The 18,906-nt window shown below is 66.0% G+C and carries 16 protein-coding genes; 4 read left to right on the top strand and 12 right to left on the bottom strand.

Features of this window, described 5'->3' with window-relative positions; all coding sequences use genetic code 11:
• Positions 1-30 precede the first annotated feature (30 nt).
• The 11 genes from chrA to CDO44_RS23640 all read right to left on the bottom strand — a co-directional run bounded on the left by chrA (position 31) and on the right by CDO44_RS23640 (position 14,316).
• Entirely contained in the window at positions 31-1,389 is a 1,359-nt protein-coding gene (gene chrA, locus CDO44_RS23590) for a chromate efflux transporter (protein WP_369824707.1), read from the bottom strand.
• Between the two features lie 109 nt (positions 1,390-1,498).
• On the bottom strand, positions 1,499-2,728 hold the full coding sequence (locus CDO44_RS23595) for a PepSY domain-containing protein (protein WP_158213414.1): 1,230 nt from the start codon (positions 2,726-2,728) through the stop codon (positions 1,499-1,501).
• Between the two features lie 4 nt (positions 2,729-2,732).
• On the bottom strand, positions 2,733-5,237 hold the full coding sequence (locus tag CDO44_RS23600) for a TonB-dependent siderophore receptor (RefSeq protein ID WP_369824708.1): 2,505 nt from the start codon (positions 5,235-5,237) through the stop codon (positions 2,733-2,735).
• A gap of 144 nt (positions 5,238-5,381) precedes the next feature.
• Entirely contained in the window at positions 5,382-6,335 is a 954-nt protein-coding gene (locus CDO44_RS23605; protein WP_087782689.1) for a FecR domain-containing protein, read from the bottom strand.
• A gap of 2 nt (positions 6,336-6,337) precedes the next feature.
• Complete coding sequence (locus CDO44_RS23610) at positions 6,338-6,862, bottom strand: sigma-70 family RNA polymerase sigma factor (RefSeq protein ID WP_144389580.1); 525 nt, start codon at positions 6,860-6,862, stop codon at positions 6,338-6,340.
• Positions 6,863-6,934: 72 nt separating this feature from the next.
• The gene (locus tag CDO44_RS23615) at positions 6,935-8,062 is read right to left on the bottom strand and encodes a diguanylate cyclase (protein WP_087782691.1); all 1,128 of its coding nucleotides are present in this window, start codon (positions 8,060-8,062) and stop codon (positions 6,935-6,937) included.
• 351 nt (positions 8,063-8,413) lie between these two features.
• Positions 8,414-9,454 (bottom strand): aromatic ring-hydroxylating dioxygenase subunit alpha, encoded by a 1,041-nt coding sequence (locus CDO44_RS23620; protein ID WP_087782692.1) that lies wholly within the window; start codon positions 9,452-9,454, stop codon positions 8,414-8,416.
• Between the two features lie 24 nt (positions 9,455-9,478).
• Entirely contained in the window at positions 9,479-10,441 is a 963-nt protein-coding gene (locus tag CDO44_RS23625; protein WP_087782693.1) for a tripartite tricarboxylate transporter substrate binding protein, read from the bottom strand.
• 120 nt (positions 10,442-10,561) lie between these two features.
• A complete protein-coding gene (locus CDO44_RS28265) occupies positions 10,562-11,488 on the bottom strand; it encodes a LysR family transcriptional regulator (RefSeq protein ID WP_144389581.1) in 927 nt (308 codons plus the stop codon).
• A gap of 98 nt (positions 11,489-11,586) precedes the next feature.
• A complete protein-coding gene (locus tag CDO44_RS23635; RefSeq protein ID WP_087782695.1) occupies positions 11,587-13,125 on the bottom strand; it encodes a YifB family Mg chelatase-like AAA ATPase in 1,539 nt (512 codons plus the stop codon).
• Positions 13,126-13,263: 138 nt separating this feature from the next.
• A complete protein-coding gene (locus CDO44_RS23640; protein ID WP_087782696.1) occupies positions 13,264-14,316 on the bottom strand; it encodes a nitronate monooxygenase family protein in 1,053 nt (350 codons plus the stop codon).
• A 200-nt stretch (positions 14,317-14,516) separates the two neighbouring features.
• On the opposite strand from CDO44_RS23640, the gene CDO44_RS23645 reads away from it, so the two are divergent.
• Positions 14,517-15,170 carry an alpha/beta hydrolase gene (locus tag CDO44_RS23645; protein WP_087783091.1) on the top strand — a complete coding sequence of 218 codons (654 nt, stop codon included), beginning with the start codon at positions 14,517-14,519 and terminating at the stop codon, positions 15,168-15,170.
• 72 nt (positions 15,171-15,242) lie between these two features.
• Here the strand turns inward: CDO44_RS23645 and CDO44_RS23650 are convergent, their stop codons facing one another.
• A complete protein-coding gene (locus CDO44_RS23650) occupies positions 15,243-16,154 on the bottom strand; it encodes a LysR family transcriptional regulator (protein ID WP_158213415.1) in 912 nt (303 codons plus the stop codon).
• 110 nt (positions 16,155-16,264) lie between these two features.
• Between CDO44_RS23650 and CDO44_RS23655 the strand changes: the two genes are divergently transcribed.
• From CDO44_RS23655 to CDO44_RS23665, 3 genes are all read left to right on the top strand, one after another.
• Positions 16,265-17,242 carry a tripartite tricarboxylate transporter substrate binding protein gene (locus CDO44_RS23655; protein WP_087782698.1) on the top strand — a complete coding sequence of 326 codons (978 nt, stop codon included), beginning with the start codon at positions 16,265-16,267 and terminating at the stop codon, positions 17,240-17,242.
• A 13-nt stretch (positions 17,243-17,255) separates the two neighbouring features.
• The gene (locus CDO44_RS23660) at positions 17,256-18,287 is read left to right on the top strand and encodes an aromatic ring-hydroxylating dioxygenase subunit alpha (protein ID WP_087782699.1); all 1,032 of its coding nucleotides are present in this window, start codon (positions 17,256-17,258) and stop codon (positions 18,285-18,287) included.
• A gap of 124 nt (positions 18,288-18,411) precedes the next feature.
• The gene (locus tag CDO44_RS23665) at positions 18,412-18,840 is read left to right on the top strand and encodes a MarR family winged helix-turn-helix transcriptional regulator (protein WP_087782700.1); all 429 of its coding nucleotides are present in this window, start codon (positions 18,412-18,414) and stop codon (positions 18,838-18,840) included.
• Positions 18,841-18,906: the final 66 nt, after the last annotated feature.

Raw genomic sequence — 18,906 nt, forward strand, 5'->3', positions numbered from 1 at the left:
AACCTCCGCCGACTTCCAGCCGGGCCGGCCTCATCTTGCCAGCGTGACCAGCAGGCCGGTCGCCGCGCAACCCGCAATGACCTGGATGACGCCGCGCCGGTAGCGGAACAGCGCGATTGCCGCCGCAAGCGCGATCAAGGCCGAGATCCAATCGAACCTTCCCGACCAGCCTTGGGGCCACAAGACGTGGTAGCCGAAGAACAAGGCGAGGTTCAGGATCACCCCTACCACGGCGGCCGTGATGGCGGTCAGCGGCGCGGTGAACTTCAGGTCTTCTTTCGTCGCTTCGACCAGCGGCCCGCCTCCCAGGATGAAAAGGAAGGAGGGTAGAAACGTGAACCACGTCACGAGCGTCGCCCCCAGCGCGCCGGCAAGAAACAGATTGCCCGGACCCAGCAACTCATGGAAGTAGCCGGCCACGAAACCCACGAACGCCACCACCATGATCAGCGGCCCGGGGGTGGTTTCGCCCAGCGCCAGGCCGTCGATCATCTGCGCGGCCGTCAGCCAGGCATGGTGGTCGACCGCGCCCTGGTATATGTACGGCAACACCGCGTAGGCGCCGCCGAAGGTCAGCAGCGCGGCCTTGGTGAAGAACCATCCCATCTGCGTGTAGGCGCCTTGCCACCCGTAGAGGGCGGTCAGCGCCGCCATGGGGATGGCCCAGAGCGCGCAGCCCGCCAGCAGCAGCATGCCCAGGCGCGACCAGCGAAAGCGCGCATGAGCCGGTGTCGGCGTGTCGTCGTCGATGATGGCCGGGCCGGATTCCTCGATCCTCGCGCCGTGCCCCCCTCCGGCGCGAAACAGCTGCGGCCGCCACTTGCCGCCCAGGAAACCGGCCAATGCCGCAACGGCCACGATGAGCGGAAAGGGAGCCCCGAGCGCGAAGATGGCCACGAACGCCGCGCCGGCAATCGCCCAGAGCGCCGGATTCTTCAGCGCCCGCGATCCGATGCGATGCGCGGCGTGCAGAACGATGGCCGTGACCGCGGGCTTGATGCCGTAGAAGAGGCCCGCGACGGCAGGCAGGCTGCCATAGGCGGCATAGATCCACGACAGGGCTGTCAGCACCAGCAGGGAAGGGAGGACGAAAAGGCCGCCGGCAATGATGCCGCCCCAGCTGCGGTGCAGGAGCCAGCCGATATAGGTCGCCAATTGCTGGGCCTCGGGCCCGGGCAGGAGCATGCAATAGTTCAAGGCGTGCAGGAAACGCCGCTCGCTGATCCAGCGCCGGCGCTCGACCAGTTCGGTGTGCATGATGGCAATCTGTCCGGCCGGTCCGCCGAAGCTGATGAAGCCCAGCTTCAGCCAAAAGCGCAGCGCTGCGCCCAGCGAAAGCCGAGGGCGCACGGATTCAGGGGGAAGGGATACGGGCGTAGCGGTGTCCACGGAAAACTCCGGCTGAGAGTGCCAGCGCTTGGACGGGACACCGTCTATCTTGGAAGAGCGGGAGGCTGAAATCCCGAGTGAATCAATGCTAGCACGGCGCGCGCGATCGTCAAACCTCGGCCGGGACCGTCCGGGACCTCCGCCGGCCCGGCCTGGGCCGCAACCCATACCGAACGATGCCGGTGACGCACAACAGGACGACGGCGAGTCCGCCCAGCGCGATGGCGGCTTGGCCCGGCGGGCCGAACACCTTGCCCGAGTGCACGGGATACATCCACACCAGGAACCGGTCCACGGGCGTTCCGCTCTCATAGCCGAAGCGGCCGAGCAGGCGGCCGGTCTGGTGGTCCAGGAAGACCTGTTCGTAGCGGACGCGCAAGGCCCGCTCGCGAAGATGCTTTTCCTTGAAGGCCACGCGATACGCCCCGAGCGAAGGAAGGTAGCCCAGGTACCACGGTTCATAGTCGCGCGCGTCTTTTGGCAGGAATGTCCGTGCAAGCCCGATGCTTTGCGCGGGGCCGATGGCGGGCGCCGAGGGGCCGCCGTCGGCCACCCGCGGCAGCGTCGAGATGGGGTGCGGCGTGATGGGGCCGAACAGGCTGGCGGCCGGCTTGAAGATTTCGTTGCCCAGGTTGAAATAGACGCCGGTAAAGGCAAGCGGCAGGGCGATCGGGAGCATCCACAGGCCGCCGGCGCGATGCAGGTCGTTGATCCATCGCAGCCCCTTGGCCCCCCAAGGAAGCCGCCATGCGGGTTTCCATGCCGCCCAGAAGCCGCGTGCCGGCAGGAGCCGGCTATCCAGGGGCCCGGAGGCGACGCGCCGCGGCCGTGCGGGCAGGGTCAGGTAAATCCCCGCCAGCGTGATCGCCAGCCAGGCCACTGCCAGGCCGCCGACCAGGCGGGTGCCCCACTGCCCCGGCAGCGTCAGGTTGCGATGGAAGCGATTGAGCCAGGGCATGACATGGGCACGATCCCATCGCCATGCGCCCCATTTCCGGGTGCCCAGTATCGTGCCGGTGGCCGGGTCGATGAACATTCGGTCGAAGTCGACCGCATGGCCGGGGCGCGCCGCGACATGGATTTCGCTGCTCTGCCCGGGCACCGTATCCAGCGGCCATTGCACGATCCGGATACGGCGGTCCTGGTCTTCGACCCGCTCGATCAATGTATCCAGCGGCAAGGGCGCGCGTGCCGCCTGGACCCGGAACAGCGCCGGATTGAGCCAGGCATCCAGCTCGTGCTCGAACGCGATCAGGCTGCCCGTCAGGCCGCAGGCGGCAAGAAAGAGCGCGATGGCGAGGCCGCACCAGCGGTGCAGCCCGCGAAGCAGTCGCCGCACGGGCTCACCAGGTATGGGCGTAGCTGATCTTCAGCACCGTGCCCGCCGCGGGAAGGTGGCTGGTGTTGGTGTTGCTGCGCAAGAGCTGGCTGTAGAGCGGGTAGTAATAGCGGTTGAACAGGTTCTCGATGCCGAACGACACCCGGTTCTTGGCGTCGATGCGCCAATGGCTCATCAAGTCCACGGTGGTATAGCCTTTCGTGTCGTAGCGGCCGAAGCTCGTTTTCCCGTCCAGGCGATAGTCCCGGGATGCATACGAGGTGGCCTGGAGCCGATGGGTCCAGCGGGAATTGGGGCGATACTCGACATAGGCGCTTACCTTCAGCGGCGGAATGCGAAAGCCCGTCATGTCCTGGTAGGCAGCCGCCGCCTGGGGAAGTTCGCGGCCCTTCATCCATGTGAAGCTGGCTCCGGCGCTCCAGCGGTCGTCGTCGCTGAAATAGTCGAGGCTGCCTTCCACGCCGTGGATCCGCTCCTTGGTGCGCAGCAAGGTCAGTCCGTTGTTGAAGCTCTGGACCGCGCCCAGGTTGGACCGCGACTGGAACACGCTCAGGCTCGTCCGCACATTGTCGAAGCTGCCGCGCCAACCCAGTTCATAGGTGTTGGTCTTGATGGGCTCGAGATTGGAGTTGCCCATGTTGAAGCTGGGCGAGGCGTTGCGCAGTACGACGCCGATGTCCGGCAGCTCGAAGCCCTGGCTGAACGAGGCGTAGAGTTCATGGCCCTTGGCCGGACTGAACACCGTGCCCACGTTGAATGACCAGGCGCCGTAGTTCACCGTGCCGCCCGCCACCGATTGCGGATCGGCCGCGCGCGATTGCGATAGCGGCGTGAACGTGTTGAAGCTGGCCCTGGCGCGATCGTAGCGGGCGCCGCCCTCGACCGACCATTGGTCGTTGAACTTGTGCTGCAGCTGCGCGAACGCGCCCAGGCTGCGCGTGGTGAGCGGGGGCATGTAGGTCAGGCGGCCGGTCTTGTTGAAGACCAGCCCGCCGCTCGCGTCGTAGGCCGCGGGGTCGAAGACGTCGAGCGGCATGTCGGTCCGCTCGTGATTGAAATCCGCACCCCAGATCAGCAGGGTGTCCTTCTCCTGGCCCAGGGGCGTCTTGACGGTGAGCCGTCCGCCGAAGACCCTGGAGTTCTGCATCACCTGGTCGACGTTGCCTCCCCGGACGGGAACGGCACGGGCATCGAACGGCGAGAACCGCGTGAAGAAATCCCGGTAGTACAGTTGCGCGGCCAGCGTGCTGCCGGCCAGGTCGCGGTCCTCATAGTCCAGGCCCAGCATGGTGTTCTTGATCTGGTTCTGGTCGTCGAGCTTCAGGCCCTTGATGGATCGGGCCGGCACCGAGCCGGGCGGCAGCTTGGCAACCGAAGGGTCCGACGCGTATTTGCTGTCCTGGCGGGCGTCGTAGCGGCTGGCGGACAATTGCAGTCGCTGGTCGTCCGAGAGCTTGAAGCCGACCTTGGCCGAGGCGTTGTAAATATTGGAGTCGAACATGTCGCCCTGGCTGGGTTCCGGGGCGATGCGATGGCCCTTCGCGTCGAACGAGCCGCCGTTGTGCCGGGCGCCGAGGCTGACCGAGTAGTCGACGATCTCGCCGCCCCCCGAGATGTGATGCTGCACTTCGCCACCCAGGCCGGACGCGCCCAGTCTGGAAAGCGGCGTGATGCCGGTCACGATGGTTTCAGCCTTCGCTTCCCCCGAGGGCCGCTTGGTGCGAATGGAAATGATGCCGCCCGCGGCGCCGCTCCCGTAGATGGCGCTGCTGCCGCGGAGCACCTCGATCTGCTCGATGTCCGCCGGATTGATGTTGGCCAGGTTCCGGGACGAATCGCGATTGGTATTGAGCGGAATGCCGTCGACCAGCACCAGCATGTTCCGGCCCCGCAGCGTCTGGCCGTAATCGGTAATGGTGCGGCTGGAGTCCGCCATGCCCGGGACCACCTTGCTCAACATGGTGGCCACGCTGTCCGAGCCCAGCCGCAGTTGCTCGACTTCTTCCTCATCGAGCGTCGTGACCGGCCGGGTGGGTGCGGTCAGATTGTTCTGCGTACGGCCGCTGACCGTGACGGTCGGCAGGTCGACCGGGGGCGGGGATACCGCTGCAGCGGTGGCCGCGGCGGGGGCTGCAGCGGCCTGTCCGGATGGAACCGGCTCCAGCGTATAGTTGCCTTCCCCGACCTGCTTCGCCCTGAGCCCCGTCCGCTCCAGGAGGCGCGCAAAGCCGCTTTCCACGGTGAACGACCCCGACAGCCCGGTCGTGAGCATGCCGCGCAAGGCGGCCGGATTCACGCTCAGATTGACGCCCGCCTGGCCCGCGAAGCGCATCAACGCGGGTTCCAGGGGGCCGGCGGGAATCTGGTAGACCTTCTGCTCCGACTGCGCGGCGAGCGTCGCGGCCTGGATATCCGCGGCTTGGGAAGCGACGAAGGCGAGGCCCAGGCAGGCGGCCAGGGTGCTGCGGCGGGGGAGAAAGCGGGTGGAGCTTGCAGGGTGTGCGGGCATGTCGTGGAATCCTGGTGTCTCGATGTGCCGGCGAGGCGGCCTTGATATCCATGACAGGCGAGATCCGAAAACCGGACAGGCGCGGAAAAATTTTTTTCGCGGCCGGCCCGGCGCTAGAGACCGGCCCGGGCTCGACGCCCCGTATCAGCGGCGGGCGATCCTGGTCCAGAATCGCGTCCGCGTTTCCACTTGCACAGGCAGCGTCCGGGCCAGCAGGTCCAGGACCCGGTCGGTATCGTCAAGATGGAACGCGCCCGAGACGCGCAGGTTGGCAACGCCGGGGTCGCACTGCAGGACACCCGTCCGGTAGCGCGCCAGCTCGGCCAGGAAGTCTTCCAGGCGCATGCCGTGCGCATACAGCACGCCCTGGCTCCAGGCATCGGCGCCCTCGGCAAGCCGCCGGACCGGGTCGAACGTCGTGTCGTCGAACCGGGTCTGTTCCCCGGCGCGTACCACCATGGACCGCGCCGAGCGGCGGGGAGTGATTTCCACGGCGCCTTCCAATACCGACAGCGTGGTGTCCTGCCCGTCCATCCGGACGATGAAACGCGTTCCCAGGGCGCGCATGCGTCCGTTGTCCGTCTCGACGATGAAGGGCAGCGCCGCCGGTGCGCCGGCGTGCGCAGTTTCCACGAGGATCTCGCCGGAATAGTGCCGCACCAGCCGCGTTTCCCGGTCGAACCGGGCGCTCAGGGCCGATGCCGTGTTCAACACGATCCGGCTGCCGTCGGCCAGCGTGACCGATCGCCGCTCCCCGGTGGCGGTCCGGTAGTCGGCGGTCCACGCCTGCCACGGCAGGTTGCGGTAGGCCAGCCAGCCCAGCGCCGGCGTCACGAGCGCCAACCCGGCGGCCCTGAGCACCTGCCTGCGGTCGGGGCGCCGGCGGGTGCGGGCCAGCACCGCCATGCCTATCGAGGCGGGGACCGTCCCCATCTGGCTGCGCAGCTGCTCCGCGCATTGCCAGACGCGTTCGTGCGCGGCGCTGCGCTTGCGCCATCGCTGCAGCTCGGCTTCCTCGGCGGCACTGAAGTCAGATGCGTACTTGCGCGTCAGCCAGTGCACCGCTTCATCGAGAAGGGCCGTATCGACGCCGGGCATGGCTAGGCATCCAGCATGACGCGCAGGCACTGCCTGAAACCTTGCGCCATGTAGCGGGTAACCGTGCGCACGCTTATCCCCATCTGCCCGGCGATGTCTTCATAGGACAGGCCCTCCAGCTGGGAAAGCAGGAACGCCGTGCGGACCTTGGCGGGCAGTTCGCCCAGCAGCGCGTCCAGCTCCTGCAGCGTTTCCAGCAGGATGGCGCGGGTTTCCGCGGAAGGGACCGAGTCTTCGGGCAGCAGATGCAGGGAAGCCAGGTAGGCCTGGTGCAGCGACTGGCGCTCCAGGTAATTGATCATCAGCCGCTTGGCGACGATCGTCAGGTAGGCGCGGGGCTGCCGGATGTCCTGGATGGCCTGCGTCCGCGCGCCTTCCCAGATCCGGGTAAACGTATCCTGGGCGAGATCCGCCGCGTCGGAGCGATTCCCCAGCTTGCGCTGCAGCCAGGCGACCAGCCACTGGCTATGTTCGTTGTACATGCTGCCGAGCGCTTGTCCGGCGGCACTGTCGGCAGGTTGAGACACGGGTTCCCCGAGGTGGCTACGCAAAGGGCCCTATTGTCCCATAAATGATATCGATTCGTATTCTTCATGGCCCTACCGAACGCAATCCCGCCCGTCGTTCTTCGCCTGGTACAGCGCACGATCGGCGCGTTCCATCAAGGCCAGGAGATTGTCGCCCGTACGGGCAATGGCGATCCCGAAGCTGGCAGTGGGGTGGAAGGCGTGCGCGAAGATGCCGGGCGCCGCGGCCTTGAACGCAGCCCGGGCGGTGTCGGCCATGGCATGGGCGGCGGCAGCCAACCCCGGCGGTATCAGTATCGCGAACTCCTCGCCGCCGATGCGCCCGACGATCGCATCGCGCGGCGCCTTGTCTTTCAGGATGTCGGAAAAGGCCCGGATGACCTTGTCGCCGTCGAGATGTCCGAAGCGGTCGTTGATCGACTTGAAGTGATCCAGGTCGGTCAGGATAAGGGCGGCGGGGGCGCTGTCGTTCTGCCGCGCCAGCAGGGGCAGGGCGCGCGATTCGAAGCCGCGGCGGTTGAACAGCCCGGACAGCATGTCGATCTGGGCTTCCGCCTTGAACCGGTCCATCACGTCGACGGCAATGACCGCGAAGATGGCCGCCGCCAGCGTCGAACAGATCAGCGTGTCCGAAATCGACACCACGATCCAGTAGACCGCTTCGGACTGGGCGGGGTCGATGCCGGGAATCAGGAACGTCAGGGGGCGGGAGACGAAACTCAGGAATGCGATGAAGACTTGACCGAAAAGCAGTTGTTCGACCGGGGTCCGTTCATGGCGCTTGGCCAGGTCGACCAGCATTACGAAACAAATCGCGGCGAGCCCCAGGTTGATGGCAGCGGCGCGGATGGGCAGGTTGTCCTCGACCAGCAGGAAGAAGCCTCCGCCTGTCAGCGATATTGCCATGATGGCCATCAGGCTGCCGTAGTGCGGCCGGAGCCGAAGCCGCTTGGAGATCGCGATGGACAGCAGCATCGTGGCTGTCAGGATCAGCGTGTTGGAGACCATCCGCAGTTCCGGTTCGTCCAGGGCGAAGGCGGCATACAGGCTGCCGAAGGAAAGGATTCTCACCCCATACGAGAAAACGAGGATGGCGATGTAACCCAGTTCCCGCTGGTAGTACCAAAGGGCGAGCAGGCTGGCGCCGAAGATCGCCGACATGGATGTGTTCAGCACCCCGACGACGAATTCAACGCTCATGCCGCACCGGTCGGATGGTCAATGCCCGGAACTCGCTCCGAATGGTGGGAATCGTATCTCGTCGAACAGGAAGACAGGCGGCCATAGGGGGATGAACAACCCGGAGCATGTTTGAGCGTCCGTGATTGTAGGCCCCATGGGACGGGGGGTCGAGAGTGGCCTGTTGCTTCTGCAATGTCTACGACGCCCATGCCGGACGCCTTCGAAGCGGTCTGCAACGAGCTGGATTACCAGAACGTGCATGTCGAACGCTTCGCCGACTCCGGCATTCGCTGCTTCGGTGCGTGCGATACCGCCATACTGGAAGGCACGCACCCTCCGTCCCTTGTTACTCCATGCGCGTATTCGGCCTCACTGAGCAAGCTTCTCTCGATTGACCCCGCAGCGCAGCTCTTTTTCCCGCGCAATCATCCTTTCAATGGCATGGCGAGCCTGGACTGGACCCTTGTCGGTAGCGAGGGCCAGCGAAAAAGCGCCGTCCCCTGTCCGTTCCAACGCCTTTTGCTGGAGCTCGAGAATCTGCTTGTCCTGATCGAACGTCTCCGCGGTCTGGAGGCGTATGTATTCGGTGAGCTCATGGTCGTCGGGCCGGTACTGTCTCGCGACGCCCCAGAAATAGTGCGAGCTGGTCGGCGTGGCAGGACTGATCGCATGGAGGACTCTCCGCTCCAGGGCGTGAGAGCGGCTGGACGAAGCCGGATACGATCCATTCTCGATGACGTGGGTCGAGGGAACGGTAAAGATGGTCGTGTGCCAGCGATTGATCCGCTCGTTGAAACCCGTCGCTTTTACGTAGAACGGAGGTGGCTCGCAATTCCAGATGTCGCGATGAACGCGGATCTGGGTCTCCGTCCGCTCTACCTTGACGGGTGCCTCGGCGACGGCGTCGTTGCCTATGGTCGTGTCGTGAACATAGGACTCATGCGAGAGATCGAGCAGATTATCGTTCAGCAGCCGGTAGTCCGCGTTGATGAAGTGATATCCGGTGCAGGCGGTCCATTCCGGATCGTCCAGATAGTGAAAGTCAGGAACCTCATCTGCGTTCGCGAATGCACAGTCTCCCATCCATACCCATGCCAACGAATGTCGTTCTGCGACCGGATATGCCCGGACCCGCGCGTTGGCCGGAATCCGGTCCTGGCAGGGGATTCTGACGCAGTTGCCCTCCGCGTCGACCTGCAGTCCGTGATAACTGCAGCGAAGATGCTCGCCCGTCCGGCGGCCGAACGACAACGGCACGCTGCGATGGGGACAACGGTCGTCGAGGACGGCCAGCTTGCCGGTTTCCGTCCTGAAGACGACGAGAGGGCGGCCAAGCAGGGTGACCGACTTGGGATGGTCTCCAATATCCTTCAAGAACGATGCCGCGTACCACGCATTCTCAACCCACATTTTCCTGTGCTCCGTGAATCATGTTCAATCCAGCCTGATGCCGCTTTTCCTGGCGATTTCTCGCATGCGGCCATCGTCTTCGTCGATGAATTTCGCCAGTTCCACTGGCGTATTGCCAATGGGCTGCATGTGGCTCGAGGCGAGGTTGGCGCGGACTTCGCGGTCCTTCAGCGCGGCATTGAGCATGCGCGAGAGCGAGTCCACCACCTGCTTGGGCGTATTGCGGGGGGCAAGCATGGCGTACCAGCCGGTCAACGCGTAGCCATCCATGCCGGAGGCCTCCGCCACCGTCGGGACTGCCGGGAGCAGCTCGGAGCGTTTGGCTGATGTAACGGCAAGGGCACGGAGTCGATTGCCCAAGTAGGGTGCGATGGACGTCAGGCTTATTACGCCCAGGTCGGTTTGCCTGCTGATCACATCGTTCGCTGCCTGGCTGCACCCCTTGTAGGGAACGTGGACGATGTCGATATTCGCCATGGACTTCAGCAGCTCTCCTGCGAAGTGATGAATATTGCCCGCGCCACAGGAGGCGTAGGAAAACCTGCCCGCTCCACTTCTGGCCAGTTTGATCACATCGCTTAGCGTATGGAACGGTGAGTTAGACGGCGTGACGAAAACCACCGGCGATTCGGCCAGCATCCCGATGGGTGCAAGCGATGTTCTGGCGTTGTAGTCGGTGTTGCTATAGACGATCGGATTGATGACCAACCCATTCGTGGTAAGCAGCAAGGTCTTGCCATCCGGCGCGGCGGCCGCAACGTAGCTGGTGGCGATGTTCCCGCCCGCGCCGGGTTTGTTTTCGACGATCACCGGACTGCCAAGCTGTTGCTGCAGAGAACGTGACAGCACACGCGCCAGACTGTCGACTCCACCACCAGCGGTAAAGGGAACGATAATGCGCGTCACTCCACCCGGATCGGCGGCAGACGCACAGGCAGTCGCCATCATTGCGACGACGCAAACCAGTCCTTGCGCAATGCGCTTCATCTTCACTCCTCCATCTCATGGCCTTCATGTTGGAATCCGGCGCTATTCACCGGGCGGGCCGTGGGAGGAGAGTGTCAATGACCGAATTGGAGCGGGCAAGCCTGGCAGGCGTGGATTCTGTTATTCACTTTTTGAATCGATTGCGTGAGTCAAGTGGCCACACGTCGAATAAAACACCGCTCGCGCGAGGTCACGGGCTACTTCTTGCAAGGGCGTGAGATCACTGGGCGCGGGAGAAGAGAGGTATAGCTCGGTCGTTATCGCCGGGTTGACGATGCGCTGGACGACCAGGTTTGGCTCGGCCCATTTCGAGGCGAGGGCGACCCGTGTGGAAACGGTGTGCGCAAAGCCGGCCGCAACGAGGTCGAACAGAGAGTCCACGGCGTCGACTTCGAACTCTATCCGCAATCCGACATGATGGCGTGCCGCGGCGGCTTCGAGTGGCTGGCGGGTGACGTGGGGCGCCGAAGGCATGACCAGGCGAAGTCCATCCAGATTCGAGACATCCACCCAGGACGGGTCCGGGCCGACAGCAGTCCGGCCGACGAGATACAGATCCTGCCTGCCCAAGAGCTCGGCAACCAGTGCGCTGGCAGGGGGCGGACTGTGAAGTATCGCGAAGTCGATGCGCGAGGCCCGCAGCTGGTCATGCAGTTGCGACGACAGCAGGTTGATGACGCTGAGCCGCGCCAGCGGAAGCCTTTCGTTGAAACGCCTGACGTACTCGGAGATCATCATGCGCCCCACGCTGGGAGTCAGCCCGCACACGATATGGCCCCGAAGCCTGGAATCGCCCTCGTGCAGCTCCAGCAAAGCGCGGTCTACCGATTTCAGAATGGTCTTGGCTCGAGGAAGGAAACGATTGCCCGCGTCTGTCAACGTTACCCCGCGTCCATGCCGATGGAACAAGCTGGCGCCGATTGCCAGCTCCAGGGCTCGGATCTGACGGCTGAGCGTCGGTTGTGGAACATCGAGGATATCGGCTGCTCGCGCGAGGCCGCCGAGTTCGGCGACCGAGACAAAATATCTAAGCTGTTGGACGTCCAAGGCTACCTTTTTCCTCGCTGCGTCTGTTCTTGCAGCTCCGTGGCAACGCACCTGTCGGTCGATTTTTACATACCGGCAGGAGAGTGACGCACTTGCGGCTACGACTGCTCCCGTAGCGGCCTGCGAAACTGCACAGCCTCCGCCATATGCATGCCATCGATCTCCGCCGCTCCCGCCAGGTCCGCCACCGTCCGCGCCACTTTAAGCACCCGGTGCGCCGTGCGCGCCGACCAGGCAAACTGCTTCATCGCCTGTTTCCACAATGCCCGCGCCCCGGCGTCGGGGCGGCAATAGGCGTCGACCTGTCCCGGCGACAGCGCGGCATTCGCGCAACCCTGGCGGTCGTACTGCAGTGCCAGCGCGGCTTCGACACGTTGGCGGACGGCGGCCGTCGGCTCGCCCGGCGGAAGATCGGCCCAGTCGTCGGGAGCGGCGGGGACTTCCACCTGCAGATCGATGCGGTCGAGCAAGGGACCGGACAGCCGTCCGCGGTAGGCGGCGACCTGGTCGGGCGTGCAGCGGCACGCGCGAACGGTACTGCCGTGCCATCCGCAGCGGCAGGGGTTCATGGCCGCCACCAATTGGAAGCGGGCGGGGTAGTCGGTGCGATGCAAGGTGCGCGCGATCGAGACCCGCCCGGTTTCCAGCGGCTCGCGCAAGGTCTCGAGCACATGCCGGCCGAATTCGGGCAACTCGTCGAGAAACAGTACGCCCAAGTGCGCGAAGGTGATCTCGCCCGGGCGAGGCCGTGATCCTCCGCCGACCAGGGCCGAAGCCGAGATCGAGTGGTGCGGCGCGCGGAAGGGCCGCAGGCCGAAGGGCGCGGGCGGGCCCGGTGCCAGGCCGGCGATGGCCGCGGCCTCGAGCGCCTCGTCGTGGCGCAGTGGCGGCAGGAGGCCGGGCAGGCGTTGGGCCAGCATGCTCTTGCCCGAACCGGGCGGGCCGAGCATCAGCAGGTTGTGCCCGCCCGCCGCGGCCACTTCGAGCGCCCGGCGTGCCCCGTACTGGCCCCTGACGTCGGCCAGGCAGGGCGGATCCGACGTGGCCGTGTCGGGCGCGGCGGCGGCCATGCCCAGATCCGCCTTTTCTTCCAGCTGCGCGACGACGTCCTGCAGCGTGGCCGCGCCATAGATGCGCAGCCCCGGCACGCGCGCCGCCAACCGGGCGCTGGCGGCGGGCAGGAGCAGGTCGGCATCCGGCTGGCGGCGCGATATCGATAGCGCAATGGCCAGCGCGCCGGCTATGGGCACCAGCGCGCCGGTAAGCGAAAGTTCGCCTGCCAGCACCCATCGCGAGAGGGGCGCGGTGGAACCGTCGCGGCCCTTGCGGGCCGCCAGCGCAGGCATGGCGACCTGCCCCGATGCCAGCAGTACGCCTATCGCGATCGGCAGATCGAAACGCCCGGATTCCTTCGGCAGGTCGGCCGGCGCGAGATTGACCGTGACCCGGCCCGCCGGGAATTCGTAGCCCGAGCTGAGCAGCGCCGCGCGCACGCGTTCGCGGCTTTCGCGGACTTCGGTATCGGCCAGGCCGACCATGGTGAACGAGGGCAGGCCGGGCGCGAGATGGACCTCGACGCGCACGGGCGGCGCATCGATGCCCGTAAGCGCGCAACTGGCGAGGACGGCGAGGGTCATGGTGGGCGGGGGCGGTGAAAAGACCGAAGTATCCCCGCAAAACGGCGGCAACCGGAGCGGGACGAGGACGATTTGGTCCACGCCCGCCGGCGCTTCGTGCTGGTGATTTCCGCAGAAGGCCTGCGCTTGGCGCAAGCGCTACCTGCTTGCGGCTTGGCGCCACGCGTCGGCGAATTCGCGCAGCAACTGCGCCGCGGGCACCTCGCGGCAAGCACTGGCATTCTGGCCGCACCATAGCGGAGAAAAGTCGTCCAGCCCCTTGGCTTCGGCCTTGGCGCGCAATGGGGCGATGGCGGAGGTGGCCAACGGAAAGGCCGGAGCAGCCGGGCTGATGGGGCCCAGCTCTTTCATGAGGCGATTGACGATGCCCCGCGCCGGGCGTCCGGTAAACAGATTGGTGAGCGCGGTGTGCGCGGCGCCGCGCTTGATCGCGGCCCGGTGAACCGGGTTGCTGGTGGCTTCGGGGCATAGCAGGAACGCTGTGCCGATCTGCACCCCGCTGGCGCCCAGCGCGTGCGCGGCCGCCACGCCGCGGGCGTCGGCGATGCCTCCGGCGGCGATGACCGGCACGCGGACGGCCGCCACGACTTGGGGCAGCAGCGCGAATGTCCCGATCTGGGTGTCGATATCGTCGGTAAGGAACATGCCGCGATGGCCGCCCGCCTCATTGCCCTGGGCGACGATGGCATCGGCGCCGTTTCGTTCCAGCCAGACGGCCTCTTCCACCGTCGTGGCCGACGCCAGCACCTTGGACCCCCAGGATTTCACGCGATCGAGCAACTCAGGCGGCGGCAGCCCGAAATGAAAGCTCACGACGGGTGGCCGGAATGCTTCGACGATGTCCGCAACCTGATGGGTGAAGGGTTCGCGGCCCGGTCCGGCGGGTATCGTGGCCGGGTCGATTCCGTACTCCGCGAAATAAGGGGCGAGCGCCTTGCGCCAGGCAGCTTCGCGGTCCGCATCCGGCTCGGGCGGTGTATGGCAGAAGAAGTTGACGTTGTAAGGCTGGTCGGTGCCGGCGCGCATGGCTTGCAGCTCCCCGCGCAGGGTCTCGGTCGTCAGGGTCGCACAGGCCAGCGAGCCCAGGCCGCCGGCATTCGACGCCGCGATGGCCAGCGCGCTGGTCTGGCCAAGGGCCATGGGCGCCTGGATGACCGGATATCGTGTGCCGAGCAGGGATTCGAGTCTCATGGGCTTCTCTGTGAAAAGGTACGATGGTCGAGGTACTCAGGATCCCGCGCAGCGCGCGCAGGGGGCTCGCGCTCGTTGCCCGGAAGGTATGTCGATGATACCGCCCGTTGCGCCAGCGGATCGAAGGGACGGAACATGTCCGCGGCCGGTGGCGCGCGGCCAGCGATGCGCCCTGCCTGCGGCGTTATGATTTGCAGCTTATGAAGAAGCTCGAACTGGACAAAAGCGGCACCCGGCTCCTGGACGGTCCCGTGGGAAAGATGGAGGTCGTGTTCGACCTTCCGGACGCGGCCATCGCGGGAATCGCCGTGGTGGCCCACCCCCAGCCGCTGCTGGGCGGGAGCGCCAGGCACAAGATTCCCCACTTCCTGGCGCGGGCGCTGTGCGACGCGGGATGGCTGGCCGCGCGTCCGAACTTCCGGGGAGTCGGACAAAGCGCCGGCACGCACGACGGCGGCCAGGGAGAGACAGACGACCTGCTCGCGCTATGCGACACGCTGCGCAACACGTATCCAGGCACGCGGCTGGTCTTGGTCGGTTTTTCTTTCGGCGCCTTCGTGCAGGCCAGGGTGGCCCGGGCGCTGGCCGAACGTGGCGAACCGGCATGGCGGGTGTGCCTGGCGGGGATGCCTTATGGGGAGGTCGAAGGGCGCGGCCCGTACGAGCCTCCTGCGGAGATTCCGGATGCGCTAGTCGTTCACGGCGAGCTCGACGAGCGCGTGCCGCTCGCCGCGATCTTCGATTGGGCGCGGCCCCAGGGCCAGCCGGTGGTGGTGATCCCGAACGCGGATCATTTCTTCTCGGGGCGGCTGCATCTGCTGCGTTCGCTGGTGATGTCGCACGTGACGAGCTGATTCTCCCGGCTCGGCGCAGCGGGAAGCTTCGTTCGCCCGACGGCCTCGCTGCGGCCGGAAGGCGATCGGAATCTACTGGCGCGCCTGCCTGCCAAAAAGCCCCGCGATCCCATTCCTCAACCACCGGTGTCCCGGATCGTTGTTCCATCGCTTGTGCCAGAACTGCCGGATCGCCAGCGGCGCAAGCTTGAAGGGCAGCGGCATGGCGGCAAGCTGGTTCGGCGCGGCCAGCGCTTCCGCCACGGACGTGGAGACCACGGCAAGAAAGGGGCTGTCGCGCAGGATCATCGGCACCGAGAGGTAGTGCTGCACCTCCGCCACGATCTTGCGCCGGCTGGCCCGCTCGCCCAGCGCCTTGACGACGAAGCGGTCCCCCATGGCGGGCGCGCGGATGACGACGTGCGGCAAGGACAGGAAGGCCTCCATCGTCAGGCGCTTGCGCGCGACCGGATTGCGGGCCGAGGCCAGGCAGACCAGGGTTTCGTCCTTGAGCCGCTGCTGCACGAAATCGCGCTCGCCCAGCGGCAGCATGCCCAGGGCCAGGTCGGCGCCGCCGGTCTCGAGTTCGGCGCCGTACTGGTCGCGCGGCACCTGCCGGCAGCTCAAGCGCACGCCGGGTGCATGCTCGTGGGCCCATGCGGTCAAGCGCGGCAGGAACATCAGTTCGCCGACGTCCGTCATCAATAGCCGGAACTCCCGCACCGTCGATCGCGCATCGAAGCCGCGCGATTCCTCGAGCGCGTCCCTGATCAACCCGAGCGCGTTCCCGACGGGCGCCGCCAGTGCGATGGCCAGGCTGGTGGGCTCCATGCCTTGCCGCGTCCGCACGAACAACGGGTCGTTCAATTGCTGGCGCAGGCGATTGAGGGCCGCGCTGGTGGCCGATTGAGTGAGGCCGAGCCGCGATCCTGCCAGGGTGATGCTGCGTTCTTGCATCACCGCGGTGAAGACCCGCAACAGGTTCAGGTCCAGCCGTCCGGTCATAACATCTATATCGTCAATAGTGGCCATGATGAGAATTTGTTTGAGCAATTCTGCTCACACCAATAGCATGTTTTCTCACCCGACAGAAGCCGACAAGAGGGGATGGAGACATGTGGAAACGAGGCATGGTGCATGCGGCGTGTGCGGCCGCCTGTTTGGGCGCGCTGGCCGGGCCGGTGCGCGGCGATGAGTTCCCGGCGCGGCCGGTATCGATCTACGTGGCCAATGCGCCGGGCAGCCAGGCGGACCTGCTGGGCAGGATCCTGGCGCAAGGCATGGCACCGCGCCTGGGGCAGAGTGTCATCGTCGAGAACCGCGTGGGCGCGAGCGGATTCATCGCGGCACGGGCCACCGCGCACGCGGCGCCGGACGGCTACACGGTGATGCTGGGAAGCTCGGGCGTGATGGCCATCAACCCGCACGTGTACGCCAGCGTGCCCTACGACGCCAGGAAGGATTTCGTCGCCCTGGCCTACGTCGCGTCGTCGCCGAACGTCTTCCTGGTGTCCGCCAACACCGAGGCCAGCAACTTGCGCGACTTCGTCGACGCGGCAGGCAAGGCCGGCCGGCCGATCAACTTCGGGTCGCTGGGAACGGGGGCGACGACGAACATCGTGTCGCAGCTATTCGGGCGCGCGGCGTCGCTGCCCGTTACCGAAATTGCCTACAAGAGCGAGCCCGCCATCATCAATGACCTGGTCGCGGGCCGGCTCGATTTCTCGGTCCTGCCCATTGCCTCGACCGTTACCTACATCCGCTCGGGCAAGCTCAAGGCGCTGGCGGTTACGGCGCAGAAGCGGACGGATTTCCTGGCCGAGCTGCCCACCACCGTCGAAGCGGGCTACGCATCCGTGCAGATGACGCAATGGTTCGGGCTTTTTGCCCCGGCCGGCACGCCCAGGGGCGCCGTCTCGAAGCTGGCCGCCGCGGGCGAGGCCACGCTGGCGGATCCGGACACGCGGCGGCGCATTGCCCAGCTGGGCGTCGAGCCGGGAGGGCTGGACAGGCAGGCGTTCCTGCGCTTCTTCGCGTCGCAGTACGAGGAGTACGGAACGACGGTGAAGAAACTCGGCATCAAGGTTGACTGATCTGGAGCGGTACATGTTCTTGCGCAACACCTGGTACATGGCGGGATGGGCCGGCGACATCGACGCCGGCATGCTGGCTCGCCGCATTGCCGATACGCCGGTGGTCATCTACAGGAGGGAGGACGGCACGCCCGTCGCCCTGCATGACCGATGCCCGCACCGTTTCGCGCCGCTCAGCCGCGGCCGGATCGCCGGCGATGCCATCGAATGCGGCTATCACGGCTTGCGGTTCGACGGTAGCGGAAAGTGCGTGGGCAATCCGCATGGCGATGGCCGGATTCCCCAGGCGGCCGAGGTGCGCGCCTTCCCCGTTGTCGAGAAATACACCCTGCTGTGGATATGGCTGGGCGAGCCGTCGCTGGCCGACGCGTCGGCGATTCCGGATTTTTCGTTCCTGGACGATCCGGCGCGGCGCCGCGTCGACGGCTATCTGCACGTGCAGGCCAATTACCTCTTGGAGACGGACAATCTCCTCGACCTCAGCCATACCCAGTTCGTCCACACCAATTTCCACTTCAGCGAGGCCATCCTGAAGGGGCGGCACGAGGTCACGCAGAGCGGGCACACCGTGCACAGCAACCTGTGGTGCCCCGACGGCGCGGCCTCGCCGATGTTCGCCAAGCGCATTCCCGGCTACGACGGCCGATCGCCGGTCGATCAATGGATGGACATGCGCTGGGATCCGCCCTGCCTGCTGCGCCTCGACACGGGCATCACGCCCGCCGGCCGGCCCAGGGAGGAAGGGGGGCAGAGCTTCACCGCCCACATCCTGACGCCCGAGACCGAGACCTCCACGCACTACTTCTTCGCGCACAGCAGGAACTTTCGCGTGGCCGACGAGGAGATGGACGAGGCCATCGCGCACTGGCAGCGGGTGGGCTTCGGCGAGCAGGACAAGCCGATGCTGGAGGCCGTGCAGCGGGCCATGGGCACGACCGACCTGATGAGCCTGAAGCCCATCCTGCTGCCCATCGATACGGCGGCGGTCCGGGCACGGCGCATCGTCAAGCAGCTGCTGGAAGCGGAAGAGGGCGGCGCGCGCTAGGAAAGTGCGGTGGTGTGACGGGGCCCGGGGCGGGCCCCGGCGGCGAGGCGGATCGGCGGTTTTCGAGCAAAAGCGAGGCTGGAGTTGTGCTACCTTTCCCGCTCCGCCGCTGTTTTCCGCACTCATGAACATACGCACGCAAAGCCTCGGTTTCGTCGTCGGCACGCTGAACCGACGCATCGTCTGGCGCCTTGCCCAATTGACCGGCCCGCACGGCGTCATGCCGGGCCAGTTCCCGGTGCTGCGCTGCCTGCGCGACGTCGAGGTCTCCACCCAGATGGAATTGGCGCGCATGGTCGGCGTCGAGCAGCCTTCGATGGCGGCGACGCTCACGCGCATGGAGAAGAACGGCCTGATCGAGCGCGTATCGGACGAACAGGATGCGCGCCGGCGCCTCGTGTCGCTGACGGAGCGGGGCAAGGAGATGCTTGCCTTGATGACCGACTCGGCGCAGGAGGTCTACAAGGACGCGTGCGCGGAGCTGACCGAGGACGAAGTCGCCGAGTTCCTGCGCATCGGCGCGAAGATGATCGAGAACCTGGAAGATAAATAAGGCGGCACCGTGTGCCGCCTCTCGCGGCCCGCGGCATGCGCGCCCCGGGCCAGCAATGGCTTCGCG

Origin of the sequence: Pigmentiphaga sp. NML080357 (assembly GCF_002188465.1) — a bacterium.
In the GTDB taxonomy this organism is placed as follows: Bacteria; Pseudomonadota; Gammaproteobacteria; order Burkholderiales; family Burkholderiaceae_B; genus Pigmentiphaga.